The 25,190-nt window shown below is 35.4% G+C and carries 28 protein-coding genes; 25 read left to right on the plus strand and 3 right to left on the minus strand.

Translation table 11 applies throughout. The features are described 5' to 3' along the window. Positions 1 to 17: 17 nt before the first annotated feature. The 23 genes from ACUN0F_RS06615 to ACUN0F_RS06725 all read left to right on the plus strand — a co-directional run bounded on the left by ACUN0F_RS06615 (position 18) and on the right by ACUN0F_RS06725 (position 22,759). Positions 18 to 1,118, plus strand: a complete 1,101-nt coding sequence (locus tag ACUN0F_RS06615) for a glycosyltransferase family 1 protein (RefSeq protein ID WP_445539272.1) — start codon at positions 18 to 20, stop codon at positions 1,116 to 1,118. Next, positions 1,115 to 2,578 (plus strand): O-antigen polysaccharide polymerase Wzy, encoded by a 1,464-nt coding sequence (gene wzy, locus ACUN0F_RS06620; RefSeq protein ID WP_445539273.1) that lies wholly within the window; start codon positions 1,115 to 1,117, stop codon positions 2,576 to 2,578. The genes ACUN0F_RS06615 and wzy overlap by 4 nt, the downstream gene beginning before the upstream one ends. Continuing rightward, entirely contained in the window at positions 2,571 to 3,422 is an 852-nt protein-coding gene (locus ACUN0F_RS06625; protein ID WP_445539274.1) for a 6-hydroxymethylpterin diphosphokinase MptE-like protein, read from the plus strand. Before wzy ends, ACUN0F_RS06625 begins: the two co-directional genes overlap by 8 nt. Further along, entirely contained in the window at positions 3,406 to 4,833 is a 1,428-nt protein-coding gene (locus ACUN0F_RS06630; RefSeq protein ID WP_445539275.1) for an oligosaccharide flippase family protein, read from the plus strand. Before ACUN0F_RS06625 ends, ACUN0F_RS06630 begins: the two co-directional genes overlap by 17 nt. A gap of 31 nt (positions 4,834 to 4,864) precedes the next feature. Further along, a complete protein-coding gene (gene kdsB, locus ACUN0F_RS06635; RefSeq protein ID WP_445539276.1) occupies positions 4,865 to 5,596 on the plus strand; it encodes a 3-deoxy-manno-octulosonate cytidylyltransferase in 732 nt (243 codons plus the stop codon). Then, entirely contained in the window at positions 5,589 to 6,419 is an 831-nt protein-coding gene (kdsA, locus tag ACUN0F_RS06640) for a 3-deoxy-8-phosphooctulonate synthase (protein ID WP_327812889.1), read from the plus strand. The genes kdsB and kdsA overlap by 8 nt, the downstream gene beginning before the upstream one ends. A 19-nt stretch (positions 6,420 to 6,438) precedes the next feature. Then, positions 6,439 to 7,428: a KpsF/GutQ family sugar-phosphate isomerase gene (locus ACUN0F_RS06645; RefSeq protein ID WP_445539277.1), complete on the plus strand. Its 990-nt coding sequence runs from the start codon at positions 6,439 to 6,441 to the stop codon at positions 7,426 to 7,428. A gap of 5 nt (positions 7,429 to 7,433) precedes the next feature. Further along, positions 7,434 to 7,961 (plus strand): KdsC family phosphatase, encoded by a 528-nt coding sequence (locus ACUN0F_RS06650; RefSeq protein ID WP_445539278.1) that lies wholly within the window; start codon positions 7,434 to 7,436, stop codon positions 7,959 to 7,961. An 88-nt stretch (positions 7,962 to 8,049) separates the two neighbouring features. After that, a complete protein-coding gene (locus ACUN0F_RS06655) occupies positions 8,050 to 8,499 on the plus strand; it encodes an HIT family protein (RefSeq protein WP_445539279.1) in 450 nt (149 codons plus the stop codon). Between the two features lie 213 nt (positions 8,500 to 8,712). Next, positions 8,713 to 9,627 (plus strand): polyisoprenyl-teichoic acid--peptidoglycan teichoic acid transferase TagU, encoded by a 915-nt coding sequence (tagU, locus tag ACUN0F_RS06660; protein WP_445539280.1) that lies wholly within the window; start codon positions 8,713 to 8,715, stop codon positions 9,625 to 9,627. Between the two features lie 98 nt (positions 9,628 to 9,725). Then, complete coding sequence (locus tag ACUN0F_RS06665) at positions 9,726 to 10,544, plus strand: SGNH/GDSL hydrolase family protein (RefSeq protein WP_445539281.1); 819 nt, start codon at positions 9,726 to 9,728, stop codon at positions 10,542 to 10,544. 89 nt (positions 10,545 to 10,633) lie between these two features. Continuing rightward, a complete protein-coding gene (galE, locus tag ACUN0F_RS06670; protein WP_445539282.1) occupies positions 10,634 to 11,626 on the plus strand; it encodes a UDP-glucose 4-epimerase GalE in 993 nt (330 codons plus the stop codon). Positions 11,627 to 11,749: 123 nt separating this feature from the next. Beyond that, the gene (locus ACUN0F_RS06675; protein WP_445539283.1) at positions 11,750 to 12,421 is read left to right on the plus strand and encodes a response regulator transcription factor; all 672 of its coding nucleotides are present in this window, start codon (positions 11,750 to 11,752) and stop codon (positions 12,419 to 12,421) included. An 11-nt stretch (positions 12,422 to 12,432) separates the two neighbouring features. Next, positions 12,433 to 13,863 carry a HAMP domain-containing sensor histidine kinase gene (locus ACUN0F_RS06680; protein WP_445539284.1) on the plus strand — a complete coding sequence of 477 codons (1,431 nt, stop codon included), beginning with the start codon at positions 12,433 to 12,435 and terminating at the stop codon, positions 13,861 to 13,863. A 66-nt stretch (positions 13,864 to 13,929) separates the two neighbouring features. After that, the gene (locus tag ACUN0F_RS06685) at positions 13,930 to 14,709 is read left to right on the plus strand and encodes a DUF3919 family protein (RefSeq protein ID WP_445539285.1); all 780 of its coding nucleotides are present in this window, start codon (positions 13,930 to 13,932) and stop codon (positions 14,707 to 14,709) included. Positions 14,710 to 14,860: 151 nt separating this feature from the next. Next, positions 14,861 to 15,895, plus strand: coding sequence for an ABC transporter substrate-binding protein (locus ACUN0F_RS06690; protein WP_445539286.1), 1,035 nt, complete (start codon positions 14,861 to 14,863; stop codon positions 15,893 to 15,895). Between the two features lie 19 nt (positions 15,896 to 15,914). Further along, the gene (locus ACUN0F_RS06695; RefSeq protein ID WP_000477580.1) at positions 15,915 to 17,249 is read left to right on the plus strand and encodes an MFS transporter; all 1,335 of its coding nucleotides are present in this window, start codon (positions 15,915 to 15,917) and stop codon (positions 17,247 to 17,249) included. A gap of 239 nt (positions 17,250 to 17,488) precedes the next feature. Beyond that, positions 17,489 to 18,682 carry an efflux RND transporter periplasmic adaptor subunit gene (locus ACUN0F_RS06700; RefSeq protein WP_445539287.1) on the plus strand — a complete coding sequence of 398 codons (1,194 nt, stop codon included), beginning with the start codon at positions 17,489 to 17,491 and terminating at the stop codon, positions 18,680 to 18,682. Further along, positions 18,679 to 19,359: an ABC transporter ATP-binding protein gene (locus ACUN0F_RS06705; protein ID WP_048542605.1), complete on the plus strand. Its 681-nt coding sequence runs from the start codon at positions 18,679 to 18,681 to the stop codon at positions 19,357 to 19,359. The genes ACUN0F_RS06700 and ACUN0F_RS06705 overlap by 4 nt, the downstream gene beginning before the upstream one ends. Then, on the plus strand, positions 19,356 to 20,555 hold the full coding sequence (locus ACUN0F_RS06710) for an ABC transporter permease (RefSeq protein ID WP_264461352.1): 1,200 nt from the start codon (positions 19,356 to 19,358) through the stop codon (positions 20,553 to 20,555). The genes ACUN0F_RS06705 and ACUN0F_RS06710 overlap by 4 nt, the downstream gene beginning before the upstream one ends. A 119-nt stretch (positions 20,556 to 20,674) precedes the next feature. Beyond that, positions 20,675 to 21,373, plus strand: a complete 699-nt coding sequence (locus ACUN0F_RS06715) for a Yip1 family protein (RefSeq protein WP_445539288.1) — start codon at positions 20,675 to 20,677, stop codon at positions 21,371 to 21,373. A 16-nt stretch (positions 21,374 to 21,389) separates the two neighbouring features. Continuing rightward, on the plus strand, positions 21,390 to 22,070 hold the full coding sequence (locus ACUN0F_RS06720; protein ID WP_149212904.1) for a Yip1 family protein: 681 nt from the start codon (positions 21,390 to 21,392) through the stop codon (positions 22,068 to 22,070). 218 nt (positions 22,071 to 22,288) lie between these two features. Continuing rightward, positions 22,289 to 22,759 carry a sigma-70 family RNA polymerase sigma factor gene (locus ACUN0F_RS06725; protein WP_445539289.1) on the plus strand — a complete coding sequence of 157 codons (471 nt, stop codon included), beginning with the start codon at positions 22,289 to 22,291 and terminating at the stop codon, positions 22,757 to 22,759. A gap of 55 nt (positions 22,760 to 22,814) precedes the next feature. Here the strand turns inward: ACUN0F_RS06725 and ACUN0F_RS06730 are convergent, their stop codons facing one another. After that, the gene (locus ACUN0F_RS06730; protein WP_048542596.1) at positions 22,815 to 23,321 is read right to left on the minus strand and encodes a competence protein ComK; all 507 of its coding nucleotides are present in this window, start codon (positions 23,319 to 23,321) and stop codon (positions 22,815 to 22,817) included. A 194-nt stretch (positions 23,322 to 23,515) separates the two neighbouring features. Between ACUN0F_RS06730 and ACUN0F_RS06735 the strand changes: the two genes are divergently transcribed. Beyond that, positions 23,516 to 23,914 (plus strand): DUF4359 domain-containing protein, encoded by a 399-nt coding sequence (locus tag ACUN0F_RS06735; protein WP_000731403.1) that lies wholly within the window; start codon positions 23,516 to 23,518, stop codon positions 23,912 to 23,914. Between the two features lie 19 nt (positions 23,915 to 23,933). On the opposite strand, the gene ACUN0F_RS06740 is transcribed toward ACUN0F_RS06735, so the two are convergent. Beyond that, entirely contained in the window at positions 23,934 to 24,149 is a 216-nt protein-coding gene (locus tag ACUN0F_RS06740; RefSeq protein WP_001197599.1) for a DUF2922 domain-containing protein, read from the minus strand. Between the two features lie 94 nt (positions 24,150 to 24,243). Next, positions 24,244 to 24,468, minus strand: coding sequence for a DUF1659 domain-containing protein (locus ACUN0F_RS06745; RefSeq protein WP_000257711.1), 225 nt, complete (start codon positions 24,466 to 24,468; stop codon positions 24,244 to 24,246). 110 nt (positions 24,469 to 24,578) lie between these two features. On the opposite strand from ACUN0F_RS06745, the gene ACUN0F_RS06750 reads away from it, so the two are divergent. Next, positions 24,579 to 25,064, plus strand: coding sequence for a VanZ family protein (locus ACUN0F_RS06750; RefSeq protein WP_001080700.1), 486 nt, complete (start codon positions 24,579 to 24,581; stop codon positions 25,062 to 25,064). Positions 25,065 to 25,190 lie beyond the last annotated feature (126 nt).

Below are 25,190 nucleotides of genomic sequence, written 5' to 3' on the forward strand. Positions count from 1 at the left end.
AAGATGAGGATTTCTCTATGGCTCAAATGAAAATTTTGTATATACTTGGTGCATTTGGCTCCGGAGGAGTGGAGAGTGTTGTATTAAATATACATAAGAATATAGATCACTCAAGATTTAAGATTGATTTTGTATTATTTAATGGTTTAGATCATAGTCGTAAAAAAGATCTTGAAAAATACGATTCGAAAATTTATTTCATAGAACGTAGTGGAAAGGGAATTGGGAAATTTATATCTGAAACATATAGGATATTACGTACAGAGAAATATGATGTTATTCATGCACATACTAATGAAGCGGCCTTATTTTCTGCTATAGCTGGAACCTTAGCACGCACCCCAGGAAGAATATGTCATTCTCATAATACAAGTTTCGGAAAAAACGAAAAAATAATCCCATTCTTTAGAGTTCCATTTAAATTATTTTCAACAGAGCTATTTGCTTGTTCGAAATTAGCAGGTACATCTTTATTTGGAAAAAAGGCCGACTTTACTGTGATTAATAATGCTATAGACGTCAAAAAGTATAACTTTAATCCTACAGTTAGGAAAGAAATACGAGAGGAACTTGGCCTTGAAGGGAAATTTGTAATTGGTAATGTGGGCCGACTATCTTATCAAAAAAATCATAGTTTTATTCTGGATGTCTATAAAAATATAGTGAAAACCAGAAAAGATACTGCATTATTACTTATCGGTGATGGTGAATTAGAGGAAGAGATAAAAAATAAGGTTTATGAGCTAGGACTTGAGAATAAGGTTAAATTCTTAGGTGCTAGAAATGATGTAAATAAAATTTTACAGGCTATGGATGTATTTTTATTGCCATCCCATTATGAGGGGCTACCAGTCTCGTTAATAGAGGCTCAAAGTGCAGGTTTGCCATGTATAGTTGCAGATACCATAACAAAGGAAGTAAAAGTTACAAACTTAGTAGAGTTTGTATCTTTAACTCAGTCAGTTGATTATTGGACGGAACAAATTCTTAAGTATTCAGATGATGATACAAGGGAGAATACTTTTGATGAGATGAAACAAGCAGGGTATGAAATGGAAAGTTCGGTTAAAGGGATTCAAAAAATATACGAGAAATATGCAGAGGGGGAAGGTGTGTGAAGCTAAAAAAAACCAATAAGATGCTTTTGGCATTTCTTTACTTAGGATATATTGGGATACTGTGGTTGATTTTGAAGCGGACAGAGGGCCTTAGCTATGAGAAATGGATGATATATATAAATGCAACATTGCTTATAACAATATTTATACAATTAATCTTTATGAAATATTTAAGGATTAATATAATATCAATCGCAGGGATGTTCTTAATATTTTCGTATGTATTCCATTTTTCACATTTGTTTCTACTCTCAATTAATTATAGTTTTGTAGACCTAGCATATGGTGTCGGTTTGTATAAATATGGGGAAGAGATATATAGAGCAGTTATGAATTTTAGCATGCTTAGTGTAGCTTTTTTATTTTTGGGTATGATGCTTGCTAAGAAATCTAAGGGGAAAGAAAATCCTAGTATTAGTGTGAAAGGAATAAATAAAAATCAACAATACTATGGTGTGTTAGGTGCTATTTTGCTTGTTGTTTCACTTCCGATAGATTTATATCTATTATTTAATCAAATCAAGCAAATGGGTGCAGGAGGATATTCTTCTGTTCATGAGTTTGGGGTGAATTTAGGTTTAAGATATGTATCCTATTTAGTTAATCCGGCAATTTTTTTGCTTATGGTTTCTAATAAAAATCACAAATGGAAAGCGAAATGCATCTTGATAATTTATATATTATATAAATTTATTACAATGTTTACTGGCATGAGGGCATATGCAATATTAAATATACTAATTATGTTATATTTATATCATAGTTCTGTAAAAAAATTCAATCGAAAATTTGTGATTTTGGGTAGTTTTATAGGGTACTTTATCTTGTCCTTATTTATTGTGATTAGAAATACAAGAAGCTATGGTTTAAGTTTTGACAAGATTTATGAGGGGTTATTATCTAATCAAAGTAATCCTATTTTAGGAACCCTTGAAGAGTTCGGATTGACGATAAATGTTGTTTGTGAGGTTATAGAAAAAGTCGGTAGTAATGGATTGGTAGATTATGCAGGTGGAATGCAAATAGTTACTGCTAGTATGTCTGCAATTCCATTCGTATCAAGTATATTTAGTAATATCAATTTTACTGAATATAATTTAATAGAGAGACTGGATATCTGGCATCTTGGAGGATCGTATATAGCAGATTTTTATTTTGATTTTGGTACTAAGGGTATCTTTGGTATAGCTATATATGGTTTCTTAATTCAATTATTTAGCCAATATATCGAAAAAAACTTAAAGCAGATGAATTATTATAAGGTAGCTATGTTTATTCCAGCTGGTATAGATATAATTTTTTCAGTGCGTTCTACTATTACTAAAATACCAAGGGTATTGTTATGGATACCGATATTTATGTGGTTATTAGAAAAAATAGTAACTAGGAAAAGGCATAACCAACAAATCAACTATAAACATATTGATAGTTATCCAAATGGAGGGAAAGTGGATGATTAAAGTAATAAAAGAGAGAGTGATTAAGAATAATAAATATATTCATTATTCCCTTCTCTGGATCTTCAGGTATATGCCTAGAATTATGACATTTAATTTTTTTCGTATGCTTAGGAAATATGGCATCTACAGTGGATATAATTATGAAAAACTTAAGGGATTTAAGGATAAGCATGAAGGTGAACGTTGTTTTATAGTAGCAACAGGCCCAAGTTTAAAGCTAGAGGATTTAGAAATGTTAAAAAATGAATCTACATTTAGTATGAATTCCATTGTATTGTCTTATGAAGATACGAGCTGGAGACCGACTTATTATGGGATACAAGATTTAAGAGCTTATGAGAAGTTAAAAGAAGCCATTTCTACTGCAAATATGCCATATACATTTTGTGGGATATCTACTAAAAAACTTTCACCTCCAATATCAGGTGATTTTATTGCGTATCCTTTAAATTTGTTAGATCATAATGGAGTCAAATTAAAGCATTTCACAAAATTTAGTGACGATGCTTTTTCCGTAATATACGATGGATTTACCATAACCTATTCCCTAATGCAATTGGCTGTGTATATGGGATTTAAAGAAATATATTTGTTAGGTGTAGATTGTAATTATACAGAAAAGGGGAAAAATTATTTAAAAGATTATATAACACAAACTGACCTTAATGCAGGATATTTAATGGCACAATCGTATAAAGTTGCACAAGAATATGCAGAAAAAAACGGTGTGAAAATATATAATGCATCTCGAGGTGGGAAATTAGAAATCTTTGAACGAGTCAATCTGGATGAATTAACATTTTTGAAGGGTAATGTGGATGAGAATAATGTCAATTATCAATAAATATAAAAATACACCAGCGCCTATTAAGGCTTCTTTTTGGTTTTTAATATCTAGTATACTTACAGCTGGAATACGTTTTTTAGTTACTCCAATATATACAAGAATTATGAGTGAGACTGACTATGGAACCATAGGTTTGTTTAATGCATGGCAAGCAGCGTTGACGGTGGTTGTTACTCTTTCATTATCTGCAGGTGTTTTTAGTAATGGATTACTTGATTTTAAAGAGGATAAAGCTAGATTTGCTTCTTCAATTCTTATTCTATCAAGTATCTCTGCAGGTGTGTGGTATATAATATTTTTAATTTTAAAGGATAGTGTACTTAATATAACTAACCTATCTAATTTACAAATGACAATAATGTTTATAGGTTTTTTGGTAAATCCGGCTCTTGGATATTGGTCGGCTGAACAAAAATTTGACTATAAATACAAAGGATTAACTGTAGTAACTGTATTAACAGCTATGGCATCTCAAATAATAGCAATTATTGCAGTGCTACACATATCAGGAGATAAAGCTACTATTGTGATAGTAATTAGTGGGCTTATAAATATATTTGTTAATAGCATGATCTACATTTATATTTTATTACGTGCGAAATGTTCAGTTAATTTGCGGTACTGGAAGTATGTGCTTGTTTTTAATTTACCACTCATACCACATTATTTATCTTTCTTTGTCTTATCGCAGGCTGATCGCATTATGATAGCAAATATTATAGGGGTAGATAAGGCTGGTATTTATACCTTAGGTTATACAGCCGCATCAATTCTTCAAATTATATATGCGGCCATTAATTCCTCACTATCTCCATTTACTTTAAAAAAAATGAAAGAACAAAAATATAAAGAGATAGGCAAGGTGGCAAACTACATTTTAGTCATATATGGTGTTGTTAGCATTATGTTTATTAGTTTTGCTCCTGAGATAATAAGTATCTTAGCACCACCAAGTTATTCTGAAGCTATGTGGATAATTCCTCCTGTTACTATTGGTTTATATTTCTTTGTTGTTACGGGGTTCTTCACTAACATAGAGTTTTATCATAAAAAAACAGTATTTATTATGATTTGTACTGTAGGTGCCGCATTGTTAAATATACTACTTAATTACATCTTTATACCTATGCTGGGATTCATTGCAGCAGCGTATACCACTGCTATAGGTTATTTGGTTTTTATGATACTTCACTACTTGTTTATGAAAAAAATAGAGAGTAATAGTATATATGATATTAGATTCTTTATCCAGGTATCAATTGTATTTATAGCTATTAGTATTTTTCTTATGACCCTTTATAATTTTCTTATTGTTCGTTTGATCATCACATGTATAACATTTACTGCTTTGTTTTACAAAAGAAGATTTATAGAACAAAAAATAAGAGAAATGTGGATTCTTAAATAAAGTATCTAACAAGGAAAGGTAGGATAAAAAAATGAAAGTTGTTGCAGTAATACCAGCCCGATATGGTTCTACTCGTTTTCCAGGAAAACCTTTAGCTGAAATCAAGGGTAAGCCCATGATTCAACGTGTTTACGAGAGAGTAAGTTTGGCTAATTTAGTTGATGAAGTAATAATAGCAACCGATCACGAGTCAATTTTCAATAGTGTAAATATGTTTGGTGGAAAAGTTATAATGACTAAGGCCGATCATGAATCAGGTTCGGATCGTATTGCGGAAGTAGCTGAAAAGGTTGAAGGGGACATATTTATCAATATACAAGGTGATGAACCACTTATTCATCCAGAACTTATTGATAAAGTTATAAAAGAAAGTAAGAATGATACTAGTAGCGTTATAACGGCTATGAAAAAAATAGAAGATGAAATAGAAATAGATAATCCAAATATAGTGAAAGTTGTAACAGCAAATAATAATGAGGCTTTATATTTCTCAAGATCCCCTATTCCTTATAATCGAGGTGCCGAAGAGATTGATTTGTATAAACACTTGGGTATTTATTGCTATCCTCGACCAATATTAACTGAGTTTGTAAAGTTATCAAAATCTAAACTTGAAAAGATAGAGATGCTGGAACAGTTGCGGCTTCTTGAAAATGGTTATAGTATAAAAGTTGTTGAAACTGCCTATGAGGCTGTAGGAGTAGATACTCCAGAAGATATAAAAAAAGTCGAAAGATTAATGGAGGAAATAGTATATGGTTAAGACTATAAAATTAAATGATAATATTACATTCGGTGGAAATAATCCTTTTGTATTGATAGCGGGTCCTTGTGTAATTGAGAGTGAGCAACTTGTAATGGAAACTGCTGCAGCTGTAAAAGAAATTACAGATAAGCTAAATATCCCGTTTGTTTTTAAAGCATCTTTCGATAAGGCTAATCGATCCTCGATATTTTCAAATAGAGGTCCTGGAATTGAGAAGGGCTTGGAAATATTATCAGATGTTAAAGAGAAATTTGGTATACCTGTTACTTCTGATATTCATGAGGCAAGTCAGGCGGAGCTTGCTGGACAAGTCTTGGACATTATTCAAATTCCAGCATTCCTTTGTCGTCAAACAGACTTACTAATTGCAGCGGCAAAAACAAATAAAATTATTAATGTTAAAAAAGGGCAATTCCTTGCTCCATGGGATATGAAAAACGTTATCGTTAAATTGCAAGAAGCAGGTAATGAGCAGATTCTTCTTACTGAGAGAGGGTCTACTTTTGGTTATAACAATTTAGTAGTTGATATGCGTTCAATACCACAGATGAGAGAATTAGGAGTACCTGTTGTTTTTGATGCAACACATAGCGTTCAAATTCCGGGAGGGCAAGGAACCACTACTGGTGGAAAGAGAGAATTTGTACCTTACTTAGGACGTGCGGCAGCAGCTGTAGGAATGGATGCGTTATTTACAGAGGTGCACCCAAACCCAGATAGCGCCTGGTCTGATGGACCAAATATGATTAAGCTTGAAAATCTAGAAGAGGTGTTAAAACCAATTGTTGATATAGATAAAATTGTAAAAGGAATTAAATAATTGTAAAGGGAGTCCATCGATGTCTAAATTAATTAATAGAACTACTAAGAGTGATTATTCTAAGGATATTCAAGATGTCCTTTTTAAAGAAGCGAAGGCCTTGCTTGAATTAAGTGATAACATTAGTGAAGGCATAAATGAAACAGTTGAAATGATACTAGAATGTAAAGGACGACTTGTAATTACTGGTGTTGGTAAGTCTGGTATTGTTGGTAAAAAGATGGCAGCTACATTTGCAAGTACTGGAACCCCCTCATTTTTTTTACATCCCGCAGAAGGGTTACATGGCGACTTAGGGATGGTAACATCAACTGATATAGTATTAGCACTTTCTAACAGTGGAGAATCGGAAGAGGTCCTTAATATTGTACCATCTGTTAAAAGAATTGGTGCTAAAATTATTGGGCTAGTAGGTAATGAAGATTCAACATTAGCGAAAAAAGCTGATCGAGTATTGAGTATTGGAAAAGTACAAGAAGCTTGTCCATTAGGATTGGCACCAACTACTAGTACAACACTAACCCTAGCTCTTGGGGATGCTCTTGCAATTGCTTTATTAAAGGCGAGGGAATTTAAACCAGAAAATTTTGCAGTCTTTCACCCAGGAGGTTCTTTAGGTAAGAGATTATTATTAACGATAAGAGATATTATTGAAGACTATGATAAAAATCCAATTGCTTTTCGTGAGTCCAGTGTAAAAGATGTTATTTTTAAAATGACATCTTCGGGGCTAGGTGCAATAAGTATAGTTAATGAGGAAGGTAAAATTATTGGAATTCTTACAGATGGTGATTTAAGACGAGCCTTGGTTTCAGGGGTTAATCCATTAGAGGAAACAATTGAGAAAATTTATAATGAAAATCCTATAACTATTAGTGAAAGTACATTAGCCGCAGAGGCTTTAGGGATCATGGAAGAAAAAAGAATTAATGTGTTGCCTATAGTGGATGAATATAGACAGCCAGTTTCAATGATTCATCTCCAAAATTTAACGAAGTTAGGAATTTAAGTATAATGAAAAGCGAAATAAAATTAATTGTACTTGATGTTGATGGGGTTTTAACTGATGGCAGTTTATTAATTGGTTCTAATGGGAATGAATATAAGAGCTTTAATGTAAAGGATGGAATGGGCATTAGTTTAGCGAGATATGCTGGAATTAAATTTGCCATTATTACTGGAAGGAAATCTGAAGCAGTTACAATAAGAGCTAAAGAATTGGGGATAGATTTTGTTTATCAAGGTATAAAAGATAAACAAAAAATTCTTCAAAAAATAATAGAGTTACTGAATATTGATAGAACATGTATTTGTTTTATGGGTGATGATATAAACGATTATCCGATAATAAGAGAGGTAGGAATATCTTTTGCCCCGAGTGATGCAGTAGATTATATAAAAAATCATGTTACATATGTTACTACAAATAAGGGCGGACATGGTGCAGTAAGAGAAATGATAGAAGTTATACTGAAGAAACAATTAGACTATAATAATCTTGTAACAGATTACTTAAATAAAAAAGAAAAAATTATTCAGTAGGGATATATATTTGATTTTTTGTAATGTAAAAGGAATGAGTTTTTAGAAAAGTATAGTAATCGAAGATTTTATATAGTGAGGTATAACTATGGATAATTGCGTAATTTGTAGAAACCATTGTATAAAGAAGAATGTAATTTTCGAAGGGGAAAATATGATTGTATCTTTGGGGAATGTAGAATCACAAATCTTGGGATACGTATATATAGAACCTAGAAGACATGTAGAATCTTGGTATGAATTAAAAAGCGATGAGTTACTGGAGCTAGGACTAATTATCCAAAAGGTGTCTTTGTTTCTAAAAAGAGAGTTAGGGGCAGGACGTGTATATACTGTAACGATTAGTGAAGTTGTGAGGCATCTTCATATACATGTTATTCCAAGGGAAGAAAATTCAGATATTAAGGGATTATCCTTAATTGAACAAGCTACTCAACAAAAGGTTATTCGAGATGAAAAAATTTCTGAACAAGAAATTGAAACTTTTAAGAGAAATATGCAATTCTTTTTGAAGAATGAATTTAAGACGTTGTTATAAATGTGATTTTATGGTGTTAATAAAAATAGAAGATAAGTGGAGTCGTTACGGCTTCACTTATTTATTCGGTTTATAAAAAATCACATATTTCTCCAAGGTTTATAAAGGAAATGAAGTAGTATAAATTAATAAGGCGACATTTTTGATAGGAAATTGTTCTTGAGTAGATATGAAATAAGGGATTATTATATAAATTGAAAGAGGGCTAAAGGAATGAAAAAGAAAATCCTATTATGGATACTAGGAATTATAGGGGTAATGATTATAGGTGGAGGAGTATACGCTTATAATGTATATTCTAAAGTCTCAAATACATTAAATGAAGTTCATCAACCATTAAAACGTGATAAAGATTCCAATAGTTCGGAAACAGCAAAAATCAGCAAATCTGAACCTGTATCTATCCTATTACTAGGAGCTGATGAACGTGGTGAAGATAAAGGTCGCTCAGATTCTTTAATGGTTATCACATTAAACCCAAAAAATAATTCAATGAAAACTGTAAGTATTCCCCGTGATACGTATACAGAGATTGTTGGAAAAGGGAAAAGTGATAAGATCAATCATGCTTACGCATTTGGTGGCGTAGACATGTCTGTAGCGACAGTGGAAAAATTCTTGAATGTTCCGATTAACTATTATATTGAAGTGAATATGGAAGGATTTAAAGACATTGTTGATGCGGTTGGCGGTGTTGATGTGAATAATGATTTAGAATTTTCTCTTGGGGAGCATCATTTTCAAAAAGGGAATATTCACTTAACAGGTGACCAAGCTCTAGCATTCACACGTATGCGTAAGGAAGACCCTCGCGGTGACTTCGGACGTCAAATGCGTCAACGTCAAGTAATGCAGGCTGTTATTAAGAAGGGTGCAAGCTTCGCTTCTCTATCAAGCTATGGTGATGTGTTAACGGCAATTCAAAAGAACGTGAAAACAAACTTAACACAAGATCAAATGTTTGATATGCAAAAGAACTATAAAGATTGCTTGAAAAATAGTGAAGATATCCAAATCCCAGGTGACGGCCACAAAGCCGCTGATGGTATTTGGTACTACTATGTTCCAGATGCAGCGAAACAAGATGTAACGAATAAATTAAGAGCGCATCTTGAAGTTACTAAGTAATATGTAATAACCCAACTCCTTTGGTAGGAGTTGGGTTTATTTTTGCATGAATTTATATTAGTATTATATGTTGTGAGAATAATAGATGAGGTGAATCGATGAATAAGAAAGCAGTACTTGTCCTAGTTATTTTTGTATTGTTTGTTGCTTCGGTTGTGAGCGGTAAATTGTACTGGAATAAGAAGATTGCGAATGCGACGGGACAGACGAGTGAAGTAACGAAAACGAAGTCTGAAGTGAAAGATAGCGGAGCGAAGAAAACAGAGAAAAAACAAGATGCGAAGTCATCTTTTAATGAAGCATATGCGAAGAATTTACCAGATGAAGTGAAAGAGAAGTTAAAGAAAGCTGCTGAGGATAAAAAGGTGGTAAACCTTGTTATTGTTGGTGATGAAGCTTCTTCATCTGAAAAAGATGCTTGGGCAGCTAAGTTAACGACTAATTTAGAAACTGCTTACGGCAAAGGTTTATGGAATGTGACGGTAAAGGAATATAAGGGTGAAAGCACAGACGAGTTAATTGCGAATAAACGTGATAAAGAGATTGCGAAAGAAAATCCAGATGTGATTTTATTCGAGCCGCCGTTTATTACTGACAATGGTAAAACTGGTAATGGAAACTCTGTTGCGAGTACACAGAAATTTGTGCAAGCACTTTCTACTAGCGCAAAGGGTGCTACGATTATGATTCAACCACCAAACCCAGTGTATGGTGCGAAGAATTATCCGAAGGCAATTGAGGCGTTAAAGCAATTTGCGACGCAAAATGGTTATACATATGTAGATCATTGGGGAGTATGGCCTGATGCATCAACGAAGGCTATCCTGCCATATTTAACAGAAGAATTCGGTTTCCCAAGTGCTAAAGGCCACGAAGTTTGGGCACAATATGTAACGGATTATTTCGTTGCTAAGTAATAAAGGTACACAAAAGGTATACGAGCAATCGTATACCTTTTATAATAAGTAAGTGAGTAAGAAATCCTAATATATGTAGGAGGAAGACAATGAATTCAATCTTAATCTGCGGCGGAGCTGGTTATATCGGTTCTCACGCTGTGAAAAAATTAGTAGACGAAGGTTTATCTGTAATAGTAGTAGATAACTTACAAACTGGTCATGAGGATGCAATTACGGAAGGTGCGAAGTTTTATAATGGCGACCTTCGTGATAAAGCATTTTTAAGAGATGTTTTTAAACAAGAAAATATTGAGGCAGTTATGCATTTCGCAGCTGATTCTTTAGTTGGAGTTAGTATGGAGAAGCCTCTTCAATATTATAATAACAATGTGTATGGTGCACTTTGCTTATTAGAGGTAATGGATGAGTTTAAGGTAGATAAGTTTATTTTCTCTTCTACTGCGGCAACGTATGGTGAGGTAGATGTAGACCTTATTACTGAGGAAACGATGACAAATCCAACGAATACGTACGGAGAAACGAAGTTAGCAATCGAGAAGATGCTTCATTGGTATAGCCAAGCTTCTAATTTACGTTATAAGATTTTCAGATACTTTAACGTAGCTGGTGCAACTCCAAATGGTATTATTGGGGAAGATCACCGTCCAGAGACACATTTAATTCCTCTTGTACTGCAAGTGGCGTTAGGTCAACGTGAGAAGATTATGATGTTTGGTGAGGATTATAATACACCAGATGGTACTTGTATCCGCGATTATATTCATGTTGAAGATTTAGTGGCAGCTCACTTCTTAGGGCTTAAAGACCTACAGAACGGCGGAGAGAGTGATTTCTATAACTTAGGAAATGGTAATGGTTTCAGCGTGAAAGAAATCGTTGATGCAGTTCGTGAAGTTACAAATCATGAAATTCCAGCTGAGGTAGCACCGCGCCGTGCGGGAGATCCAGCACGTTTAGTTGCTTCTTCTCAGAAAGCGAAAGAGAAGTTAGGATGGGATCCTAAGTATGTAAATGTGAAGACAATCATTGAGCACGCTTGGAATTGGCATCAGAAGCAACCTAATGGGTATGCTAAATAAAATATAATAAGTGAAAGAGAGGGTATTGTCGTTCAACATATGTTCGACAATACCCTCTCTTTTTTTGTATGATTTTTGCTATACTAAACTGTACTATAAATACGGGATGGAAGGAGGAGAACAATGAAAATACTTGTAGTTGATGATGAATCGAGTATTCGTAATTTGATTCGGATGCAGTTGGAGATGGAAGGATATGAAGTGCTCACGGCGGCTGATGGAAGAGAAGCTTTAGCGAAATGGAATGAAGGACCGGATGTACTGATTTTGGATGTTATGCTTCCAGATACAGATGGTTATGAGTTGCTTCGCTTGTTCCGTGAGAAGAATAGGGATATTCCAGTGCTCATGTTAACTGCAAAGAGTCAGATGAATGATAAATTGCTTGGTCTGCAGCTTGGTGCGGATGATTATGTGACGAAGCCATTTAATTATGCTGAGCTTATTCTTCGGATTAAGAATATGACGCGGCGCGTGAAGAAGAAAGAGGTAACGGTAAGTCATGAAGTAATCGGAGCGGGAGAGATAACAATCTGTCCTAAGGAAAGAAAAGTGCATGTGAGTGGAAAAGAAATTCAGTTAACGTACCGAGAGTTTAATTTATGTCAGTTGTTTGTTTCCAATCCGCAGCGTGTATTTATGAGAGATGAGTTACTTGAGAAAGTATGGGGGTTTGAGTATATCGGAAATACGAGAGCGGTTGATATTATGGTGCAAAGACTGCGGAAGAAGCTAGGGAATAGCGGGGAATATATTAAGACAATTTATGGCGTTGGCTATAAACTAGATTGTTAAGTGGTGATGGTATGTCTTTAAAAAGGAATATGGTGTTTGGAATAGTGGGACTGTTAATCCCGATTTTTGTTCTTTTGTACGTAGTTGTTTATATTACGTTAGAAAAGAATATGTATCATAACGCGGCAAATTCTTTAGAAAAGTTAAGTGTAGAAGCACAAATTTATACGATGAATTATTTAGAGAAGGAAGCAGAGGTAGAGACGCTCGGTCCGAATTCACTTTTAATTGCTTCCTATTTAGCAAAGCGCATGGATGTCCGTGTACAGATGATTGGGAAGAATGGAGATGTTGTTGCGGATACGCAAAAAGGAGCGCTTCTTCATCGGAACATTGATATTGAAAGTTCTTTGAAGGGGAAGAAGTCTTATGTTTTTGAAGAGGGAGATCCAGCTCCAATTCTTTTGTTTTCAAGCCCAGTTTATTATGGAAACGATGTCATCGGAAGTGTTCGTTTTATAAATGAGTTAACGGGTGAAAAGGAAGTTTTAACAAATGTTGGCTGGACGTTCTTAATGACGTCTCTTTGTCTAGTAGCTGCGGGTATTTTCTTTGCAATTCGTTTGGCAAAGTCTCTTCATAAGCCGATTGATCAGTTAAGACAAATGGCAAAGCGGCTTGCGAATGGTGATTATAAAAGCAAGATTGAGCTAAATGAATATGTGGAAATTGCTCAGCTTTCAGCATCTTTTAATGCGATGGCTGATGGAATTGAACTGCATATTAAGCAATTGAAAGAGGAGAAAGAGAAGCAGAAAGATTTCTTAGACCGTATTACGCATGAGCTAAAAACACCGTTAACGGCGATTATTGGCTATGTAGATTTAATTCCGAAGTTAAAGGCGAAGGAAGATGTACAGGAGAGCCTGCGTTATGTGGCTGTAGAGAGTGAGCGTTTATTATCACTTGTAGAGGAATTACTTAAGTCTTCAAAGTACGGGACGAGTACGTTTGAAGTATCACCTACAGTTGTGAATATAAAGGAATTAGCAGAAGAAGCAGTTTCAATTGTGAAACCGCGCCTGCAGAAATTTGAGATTGAAGTGATAAATGAGTTAACAGATGTACATGTTGTTGCGGATTTCGATAAGACGAAACAGATTTTCTTAAACGTGCTTGATAATGCGATAAAGTATAGCGATGCTACGCAAATTCGTATGAATGTAATTGTAAATGAACGCGAGGCAAAGGTTTTTGTTCATGATGATGGCATCGGTATAGATGAAGGTGTGCTTGCAGAGTGGAATGAATCGTCAGAAGGTAAAGTCCTTCCTTCTAGTTACGGGAATGGTTACGGTTTGTATATTTGCCAGGAGATTATGAATAAGCAGGGCGGAAGTATGCGGATTGAGAGTAGTGAAGAAATAGGAACTACAATATTTATTACATTTTTGCTTCCGAGACGGATGGAAGACATAAAAAACTTGAAAGCGGTTAAATGATACATTTATGAAACAATTATGCGGTATTTTCGAAACAACGTTTTTTTATCTTGGAGGTAGGCAGAAATGAAAAGGCTATCATTTCAAATTCTTATGTTTGTCCTTTGTATAATTGTTTCTCTTATTTTGTTTTATGTGATGGAGAAGCAAATATATAATCGAATCACAATAGTGAATGACAAACAAACTGTTTTACAAAGGGTGAATGAATCCCTGCCTACTGAAATGAAGGTTAGGCATGAAAAGTGGGGAGAAATTGTTATAACGGATGAAGTTCGTTTGCATACGATTGTTTCATTCTTTGACCGAATTCAAATAGAACCGAGAGAAGCTAAGAATCAAGAACAAGTATTTACTGGAGAAGTAACGTACTTGAATGGAAATAAACGTACTTTTGCAGTAGGTGACTTGTTCCAGTACGGGGCTGATATGTACGGAAAGAATGGTACGGATCCAATGATTTCAGCATTTCAAACGTATTTGTTAAGCCTGTATTACACACCAGACCGTATTAGTGATTTTTTTGCGTCAGCACAGGATGTTATAGTGCGCCAAGGTGATGTAGAACGTACGATGAATCTTACGCACATACTTGATTCGATTCGGTATGCAAAGCAAATTACAGATTACGGAGAAATACAGAAATTATTACAATCACAGAATGAACCGATTGCTTATATTACCGCTTATAAAACAGGGAAGCGTATAAAGAATGAGCGGGAAGACATTCTTACTATTTCTGTATATCCATCGTACTTTGTTGTGCAATATCTCGGCGATAATAATGGGAATGTTATGTATATGAAAAGCTCCCTCGCAAATTTATCCCGCTTTAATGGGCAGTAAGACTCCCGCCTCAAAATTCAGCGAAAGCAAAGAAGTTAGGTGGGGGATCAACTGCCCATAAAAGTCCGATTGGTTCAACTAATAATCAGTGGGGGATGAAGAAAACCCCCACTGATTAAAGTTTCACTTTATTTGTAAAGGAGAATGTGTCATGAGAAAGATAGCCTTTTTCTTCTTTTTGCTAGTAATTGGAGGAGCGATGTCTAGTTGCTCTCGAGATACAACCTCTATTAAATATAATAAAAGTGGTCTCCCTATTTTGGATGATCGTCATCTTGTTGCGTATGTAGCAGCACGTGAGGAAGTTGGTGAAGCTTTGCTTTCATCATTTTGTAAACAACGCGGCTGTACGTATGAATTTATTCGTCTTTCGACAGAAGAGCTTCTTCGGAGGGTAGAAGAGGAAGCTGGAAATCCGAAAGCGGATATTATTATTGGCGGTACGGTAGACGCGCATCAAATGATGAAACAAAAAAATCTATCTATTCCTGTTACGAGTCAGCACGCGAACCGTATTTCAAAAACTGTTAAAGATAAAGACGGTTATTGGTACGGTTATGAAGTGGAGAAGCTGGCAATTGCAATCAATAAAGAGCGGTGGAATGAAGAAATAGCACCGCTCGGACTTCCCTATCCATCAAGGTGGCAAGATTTATTAAATCCAGTATATAAGGGAAAGATTGTGATGCCAGATCCGAATGTCTCAGGAACAGCATATACTTTTTTTCAATCACTCATTGATACTGTAGGTGAAGAGGAAGCGAAGGAATATGTTAAAAACCTTGCAGGACAAGTTGGTGAAGTAACGGTGAATGGTTACATACCGGCAGAACTTGTTGCAAGCGGTGAGTATATGATAGGCATCAATTTCATGGGAGATCAGAGAATGCTTCAAAAACAAGGCTTTCCAATTGTAAGTATTGTACCTGAGCAAACAGGGTTATCTGTTAATGCGATTTCGAAACTAAAACGTGCACCGAATGGTATTATTGCGGATTTATTTATTGATTATTGTTTATCAGAAGAAGCGGGTCATATTTTAGAAAAAGTTTCGTTTGGCGTACCAACGATGTTTGCGAAGAACGAGAAAGAAATAGAAGGACAGCCGGTTAGAAGAACAAACCAAAATATATCAAATAGCGGAATAATCGAGATATGGAATAGACAGCGTCTCTCTCAGAAGTGAGAAAAGGAGACGAAAGAATATGTTTAAATGGCTTAAGCCAGCACCTGCAATTGAGAGATTGCCAGCAGATATGATTGATCGAGTATACAAATTATTACGTATTCGTGTATTGATGGGAATTTCAGTTGGGTATGCTGCTTATTATTTAGTTCGTAGTAACTTTACGTTATCAAGTACGTATTTAGTACAAGAATATGGATTTAGTACAGCTGAAATTGGACTACTAGGTTCAATTATGGCAATTGTTTATGGATTTAGTAAGTTCTTTATGGGGAATTTGTCAGATAAAGCTTTCGCCCAGCGCTTTATCGCAGTCGGTTTATTCTTATCAGGGCTTGTAAATATTTGTTTCGGTTTTGCATCGTCATTTGGAATGATTGTTACACTACTTGTTCTAAATGGTATTGTACAAGGTATGGGAGCACCACCTTGTAGTATCGTTATGACGAAATGGTTTTCGAAGAAAGAACGTGGTACGAAAACAGGTATTTGGAATATTTCACATAACGTTGGCGGAATGCTTGTGCCACCACTTGTCGGAATTGGTGTAGCTATTTTTGGTGAAAATCATTGGCAAGGCGGCGTGTTTATTTTCCCAGCAATTATCGCAATGGTAATTTCAGTTCTTGTTTGGATTAATGCGAAGGATACACCAGAATCAGAAGGTCTTCCTCCAATTGATGAGTATCGTAATGACTATGAAAATCTTGAAAAAGCAGATAATGCTAACAAGATGTCACCAAAAGAAATTTTAATGAAGTATGTAGTGAAAAATAAATTTGTTTGGTTCTTATGTATTGCGAATGCATTTGTTTATTTAATTCGTTTCGGTGTTATTAATTGGGTTCCACTTTATTTAACGACAGTTAAAGGCTTCTCAAAAAATGAAGCACATGCGGCGTACGCAATTTTTGAAGGTATGGCAATTCCAAGTTCATTAATCGTGGGTCTTTTAAGTGATAAATTATTTAAAGGAAAACGTATGCCATTATGTATCATTAGTATGGTCGGAGTTGTAATTGGTACGTTTGTATATTGGCAAGCAACTAGCATACTTGTTGTAAGTATTGCAGTTTCTATTATCGGTTGTTTAATTTACGTACCACAGTTCTTAATCGGTTTAAGCGCGATGGAATTAGTACCGAAATTTGCAGTAGGTACGACAGTTGGTATGTGTGGTCTGTTCGGTTATGTAGGTGGAAGTCTTGTAGCAAACGCAGCAATTGGTGTTATTGTTGATCGTTCTGGCTGGGATGGTTGTTTCATTTTACTATTAACAGGTGCCATTTTATCAACAGTCTTCTTGTTCATCGTTCAACGTGGACATGAGAGCAAAGCCCCTAAAGCGGCGTAATATTTTGTTTGAAAAGCTATCCAATTATCATTTTGGATGGCTTTTCTTATATTCGTATAATCTTTCCTTAAATCTATCTTAAAAGACAATATGTCATATTTCTAATCATTGGAATTTTTGTTACAATATAAATGGATGTGTAAAACTTTGTAAAAAGAATGTAATAATATGTAATTCGTTTTCGGAAAGTTTTGTACAATTTTTTATTAAACTATTAAGTTATAAAAAGGAGCGAGAATATGATACCAAATACGGTTCGTACTCCAAACAAGAAGAAGAAATGGATTATTATCGGGGTTATTGCACTAATTGTTATTGTGGCAGCAGTTAATATTTTTGTAATGCAAGGGAAGAAGAAAGGCGCAGCAACGACGGCTGATGCTGTGAGCTTTGAGAAGGTAACGGAGCGAAAGCTTAATAATACGAAGCTAATTTCTGGTCAGGTGAAACCAGGGAATATTGAAAGTTTCTATGCGGATCCGACTAAAGGAAAAGTGAAAGATATTGCAGTGAAAGAAGGACAAGAGGTAGAGAAAGGTACGAAGTTATTCTCTTATGATAATGAAGAGATTAACTTGCAAATGAAGCAAGCTGAGCTTGATCAAAAGATGGCAGATATGCGTTATGATCAAGGAAAGAAGAAAATTGATTCGTTGAAGAAAGAAATTAAGAAGGCAAAGGATAGCGGAGCTGGGAAAGAAGTAACAGATCCGATGGACGAGCAAGTAAGTGAGTTAGAGATGGCGCAAAAGACAACTGATCTTGAGAAGGAAAAAGGGAAGTTGCAAAAAGAAGAGTTAAGTAAAAAGCAGAAAGAGCTTACGATTTATAGTAATTTTACTGGTGTCGTTCAAAAGTTAGATAAAGATGCGGCGCAAAGCTCATCTCAAGCGTTAGGTGGTCAAGGGAAAGCATTTTTACAAGTGGCGTCTAAAGATCCATTCCAAGTTCAAGGGACGTTAACTGAGCTTCAAAAGTCACAAATTCAACCAGATCAAACATTTACTGTAACTGCGAAAGCGAATAATAAGAAGAAGTGGACAGGTAAAATTACAGAGGTAAGTGAATTCCCAACGAGTGCAGAGATGGCTCAAGCTGGTGGTATGGGTGAAGCGACTCAAAATATGTCCCAATATACATATAAAGCAAGTCTTGATAGTCAAGATGGTTTATCTCCGGGTTATCACGTTTCATTGCAAGTAAATTTAGAGAATAAGACGATGATTGCTGTTCCAACTAAGAGCATTGTAGAAAAAGGCGATGATGCATTTGTTTATGTTGAGGATAAAGGAAAGCTTCGTAAACAAAATGTGAAAAAAGGTTCTACTGATGGAGACTGGACAGAAATTACTGAAGGCGCAACAGTGGGGCAAAAGGTGGTTAAAAATCCTTCCGACGACGTGTATGACGGAATGGAAGTGAAAGAGAAATGATTACGTTAAATAATATTGCTAAAACGTATTATCAAGGAAAATTGGCAGTGCCGATCTTACATGATATTAGTTTAACAATTCAAAGCGGCGAGTTCGTTTCGATTATGGGACCGTCTGGTTCTGGTAAATCAACGCTTATGAATATTATCGGTTGTTTAGATCGTCCAACAGAAGGCGAATATATGCTGAATGATGTGAATATCTTAACAGCAGACGAGTCAAAGCTTGCTTTAATTCGTAATGAATATATTGGCTTTGTGTTTCAGCACTTTAATTTGCTTCCGCGTCTTTCGGCAGTCGAAAATGTTGAACTTCCGCTCGTATACGGTGGTGTGAAGAAAGCAGAGCGTCGTCAAAGGGCTCTGGAAGCGCTTGGTAAAGTCGGTTTGTCAGATAGGGTTCATCATTTGCCGAATGAACTATCAGGTGGACAGAAGCAGCGTGTAGCGATTGCAAGGTCGATTGCGAATAATCCAACGTTCATTATGGCTGATGAGCCTACTGGTGCGCTTGATACGAAGTCTGGTGAGCAAGTGATGAATATTTTCACGAAGCTTAATGCAGAAGGTACAACGATTGTTATGGTTACGCATGAAGAGGAAGTAGCAGCGTATTCTTCCCGCCGCATTGTACTGCGAGACGGGAAAATTACAGAAGATAGAAGGTGTGCGGTATGAGTTTACTAGATAGTATAAAAATTGCCCTATCTTCTATTTTAGCTCATAAACTGCGTTCAGCTCTTACGATGCTTGGTATTATTATCGGCGTTGGTTCTATTATTACTGTCGTTGCGATTGGGCAAGGCGGGGAAGCGATGTTGAAGTCAAAAATCGCAGGTTCTGGTAATAACCTCATGCCAATTCAGTTTAAACCAGATATGAATGATGAGTTTTCTATAGGTGGATTTGAAATACCGAAGTTAACGGAAGAGGATATTATGGAAGTAAAACAAGTGAAAGATGTTTCACATGTTATTACGACAAACCAGACGACAGAGGTGCTTGATGTAAATGATAAAAAAGCAAATCTGAATGTTATTGGTCTTGATAATGAATATTTTGCGGTTAATAAAGTAAAGGTCGTAAAGGGACGTACTTTAAACGAATCAGATATTTCTCATGCAAATAATGTTGTGATGATTAGTACAAAAACAGAGGAAACGTTATTTAAGGACGTAAATCCAGTAGGACAGATTATTGAGATGAAAGGACAACCGATGCAAATTGTCGGTGTGTATACATCTGATAATGAGTTTATGGGATTTGAAATGGAAGAAGGGTTAATTCCGATTACGTTATGGCCTGTTTTATACGGAACAGATGAAATTCAAAGTATCGCAATTCAATCCAAAAATGTAGATGATTTAGAATCAGCAGGGAAACAAGCTGTTGATGTATTAAATAGTCGTAAGCCAAGTGAAATTCCAGGTAAATATGAATTAGTAAACTTGAAGGAATTCCAAGAAGGTGTTTCTAAAGTTACTAATATTATGACGATGATCATTGGCGGTATTGCGGGTATTTCATTAGTCGTTGGTGGTATTGGTGTTATGAATATTATGCTCGTATCTGTAACGGAGCGTACGCGCGAAATTGGGATACGTAAAGCGCTTGGGGCAACGCGTAGTAAAATTTTATTACAATTTTTAATTGAAGCAGTCATGTTAACGCTTCTAGGTGGTTTGATTGGAATTGGTCTTGGGTATGGCGGGGCATATATCGTTTCCACATTTGCGAAATGGCCACCACTCGTTTCATGGGAAGTTGTCGTTGGAGGCGTACTATTCTCTATGACACTTGGTATTATTTTCGGATTAATTCCAGCGAATAAAGCTGCAAAATTAGATCCAATTGAAGCATTACGTTATGAATAAGTTAGTAGTGTAGTAGAGAGGCTCTCTACTACACATACCGTTCTAGTGGGCGGTCGTAGCCTCTATGTGAGGAAAACCACCCATTAGAACGGGTTATATAAATAGAAGGAGGCGTTATAATGGAAGCAAATTTGAATACGCAAAAAGCTGGCGGAGAGAAGCCATCATTGTTTGGAATGATTACCTCTCCTGGTTTACAGTTTGAGAGAATGAAGACGAGCGAGAAAGTTTGGGGCATGTTCTTCTTGATAGCGCTATTACAGGGGCTGTTAAGTGCTTTTACTACGTACGTTACAAATACTTCACCTGAGATGGTGAAAATGAAAAAAGAACTAGGTGAATTTGCGGGACAGAGTTCACTGACATCCGACGTTATTTACGGTACTGTATCGGGTACTTTAGGTGCTATGCTTGCAACATTCGTTGTTGCAGCTATTTATAAAGTGTTTATGATGTTCTATGGGAATGATACCTCGTATAAAAAATTAGTAACGATTATTGTATATACGAACATTGTTGTTATTATTGGTGGATTTATTAATGCTATTATAGCTTTAATTTTAGGTGTCGCACCAACTGCATATACAAGCTTAGGACCATTATTTGAGCCAGGTTCAGTTGCTTATGGAATAGGGAGTTCAATTGAAATATTTTATTTATGGAATATCGTTTTAATTTGGTTAGGACTGCAAATTACAGCGGGAGTAAGTAAAGTGAAAGCAGCAATTCCAATTATCGTTTTATTCATCATTAAAGCGTTATTCTTAGCAGCGATTGTTATGTTAATTGCGGCATTTTTACCAAATATGCCAGTATAAATAAGGAGGCGTTATAATGGAAACGAATATTAATACGCAAGATGTAGGTTCGAAAAAGCCGTCATTATTAGGGATGATTACTTCTCCAGGTGAACAGTTTGAGAGAATGAAGACGAAAAGTCCGGTTTGGGTAGCTTTCCTCATATTTGTTCTAATTGGAACGGTTACGACAGCTGCGGTATTTTATTTATCAGTGGTTAATACCCCAGAAGTGGCAAAAGAAATGAATGGCCAAGATGGGCAGATGATAAAATGGTTTGCACTTGGTGGCGGGGCACTTTTTGGTTTATTTGGAACACCTATTGGCCTCTTTATTGCAGCAGGTTTTTATAAAGTGATTATGATGTTAATGGGAAATGATACTCCTTACATGAAGATATTATCTATTTACTTATACGCTAATCTTGTTTTCTACATTGGGAGCTTGTTAAATGTAGGATTAGGTTTGATTTTTGAAGGAAATGGAACGGATGCTTATACAAGTTTAGCTCCTTTATTTGAAAAAGGGACAGTTTTAAATGGCATTGCATCTTCAATTGAGATTTTTAATATTTGGAGTTTAATTTTAACAGGGTTAGGGTTACATATTGTGGCTGGTTTAAGCAAGAAACAAGCGACAATTTTAATTGTAATTTTCTTTATTCTAACGATAGGACTAGGTTTTCTAAAAGGGTTAGGAAACAGTTTTGGCGCATAATATGATTTGATTAAAAGGTGACTCTCCCAAGAGTCACCTTTTTTATTTTTACCCTTATTTCAAATACGACCAGCAGAATTTCAAATTCTACTTCGTGTAATTTAAAATTTCGGCGGTAATATTTGAAATTACTCACAGTGAAATCGCTTCTTTATTTTTATATTGTGGAGGTACCGGCGGAATAACAAAGAGGTATACCTTTTAGAAGTGGGTACTGTGTGAAACCAGCAACTTTTAAAGAGGCAATTGTGTTGTATGAAGGAATGATTGTAAATCAAATAAAGAAGTTAGGTATTTATCAAGATCATGAAGAGTATTATCAATGTGGTTTAATTGGTCTTTGGCATGCGTATGAAAGGTATGATGCGGAGAAAGGAAGTTTTCCTGCATATGCAGTTATAACTGTGCGTGGTTATATATTAGAAAGATTGAAGAAAGAGTTTGCAGTGCAAGAAAAGTGTGTATGTGTAGGAGAATATGAGGATATCTTCCATTTTAAAGATATTGAAATGAGAGCAAAGGATTTTATGAGTGTATTAGATGAGAAGGAGAAGTATATTATTTTCGAACGTTTTTTTGTAGGGAAGACGATGGGGGAGATCGCTAACGAGATGGAAATGACCTATTATCAAGTGAGGTGGGTGTATCGGCAAGCACTTGAGAAAATGCGAAATAGTTTAAGAGAATAAATATGATTATAAGAATGGAAGGCAATGGATATTGCTTTCCATTCTACTTATTCTGTTACGGTAGTAAATGTAATAAGAGGTTTTTAAATTGTAGTGAATCTTGCATGTTCATACGCGATAATACGTATCCAGCTTTTAATAATTGCTGTTTTAACTTATGGGGACTGATATGTATTGTTGTAGTTGTGCCATTTGAAAAATGAATGTTAGCTTTTTTACTCTTTTTGAAAAATTCTATGTCATCTATATGGTTATAAAATAGCCATATACAGTTTGGAGAAGAAGGAGATTCTGTCGGGAAAGCACAAATATATTCTCGATGATTAATTGGAATTGGGACATTTTGTTTAAATTTAAAGTTTGTTTGGACTGCATTACGTCTACCTTGATAAGTAGAGTGAACATTGGTTAGACAAGATTGCTTGATGAGTTGGAGAGCAGTTTGACAGGAGTAAAGATGGTTCCCGCTACTGTCGATAATTTTGGTGCGATAATAAGGGTGCTTGTAAGGTTCCAGCATCATTGTAGAATTAGAAATAATAATATCATTTTCTTCATTCATAAATTTGATTCCTCCCCTATAAATGATAGTAATACCAAATATAATTATATACGAATTAAGTAAATTGATTATTAATATTCTGTTTCATATTGTAAATTTTGACTATTCGTTTACAATCAATAGATGTTAGTCTTTCTAATTTGCATCGCTTGTACATATATATGAAAATAGAAAAGAGTAGGCGGTGAGATAGTATGAAGAAAAAGTATATTATTATGGCTCTAGTTGTCGTGCTTCTAGTATATTTAGCAAATAGTAATCCGAGTAAAGGTGAATATACAGACTGGGCAGCGAAGCAGTTTATGAAACGTAATGATGTAAGTAAGAAGCTAGACGAAGTTCAAAAGGAAAATGAAGAGGGTCTCCTTGGCGATTTAGCATCGGCTGGTAAGAAGTTGGCGAAAAAATATGTTGAGCCACAAGTTGGATTATTAATTGAGAATTATACAAAGCGAAATGATTATATTTTCTTCTCAACATATACGACCGAGTTTGATATAGGTGGAGAACACTATAAATATGTATGCGTCGGTTTTTCAAAAATCTTTATTCCGATTGAAATGCCGAAGAAAAAAGACGAATCTGCAAAATGATGCAGATTCGTCTTTTTGTTTATAAGTTAATTGGAACTTCAGATACATTCTTTTCTACGAGACGGGCTCCTTTTTTTCTGGTATTTTCATTAATTGATGAAAATACAGATGAGGCAAGGATGGTATCCATTACTTGATTTACGACTTGTGCATCGACGGGTGTGATAGGTTTTTCGATAGAAAAAACAACTGTTTTTCCATCTTCTTTCGCGAAAATTAATTCTAGTACTTGCATACTTTATTTCCTCCTTTTTATTTATCGTGTTATATGCGGGTAGGGCGATCGGTGTAATCAGCGGGGGATGCCCGCCACTGATTAGAGTTCCACCTTATAGGGTAGAAAGATCTGATGTGCTAACAAGTTGTATAGCGTGAAGCGGTGATGCTTGTAAAGAAGCAAGAGCACGTGCTACGTTTTGTACTTGCTCTAAGTTTGCGTTTGTTTTAACACGCTTAAATTGTTTTTGCTTAAAAGCTGTTTTTCCGTTCTTATCTAATCCACTGTTTAAGACAAGGCGTAAAGTTAAGTCCGTTACGATTGTTTCGACTGCCATGTTTATCACCCCCTTTCACTTTATAAATAGGGCGTGAATGTCATGTTTTGGCGTGAAATTTATTCTTTTTTTTGGTACGCTTAAAAGACTAAGAGAGGGGTTTCGGAAGAATGAATCGTAAATGGTTATTTTGGATTCCTGTTTTACTATGGATGGGGTTGATTTTCTATTCCTCGGCACAACCATATAAAAAGCAGGATATGCGTTCGGATATTGAACAATATGTAAATGTTGAGTTTGTGGAAGAGCATTTTTCGTGGGTATCTATCGATTATGGTGGTGGTACACCTGTTAGCATTGCAAATAAAGGCGTAGGCGGATTTATTGAGTTTTTCCTTCGTAAAGGTGCTCATTTTATGGTGTTCTTTATGCTCGGTTCATTGACGTATTATGCTTTTCATCGATCGGGTTATTCGAGAAAAAGGTGCTTCCTATACGCTCTTCTATTCGTTGCGGGATATGCAACATTTGATGAAATTCATCAATGGACTACGGGAGATCGTACACCGATGTGGCAAGATTCATTACTGGATACGTGCGGCGGATTAACAGGAATTATAATAAGCAATTGGTTTTGGAGTAGAAAAAGGAGCTAATCTTTTGAGATTAGCTCCTTTTGTTTATCCCGCGTTAACGGACAGTAAAACTCCCACCTCAAAATTCAGTTGGAGCAAAGAAGTTAGGTGGGAGATCAACTGTCCGTAAACGTCCGATTGGTTCAA

This window comes from Bacillus sp. 1A (assembly GCF_052682215.1).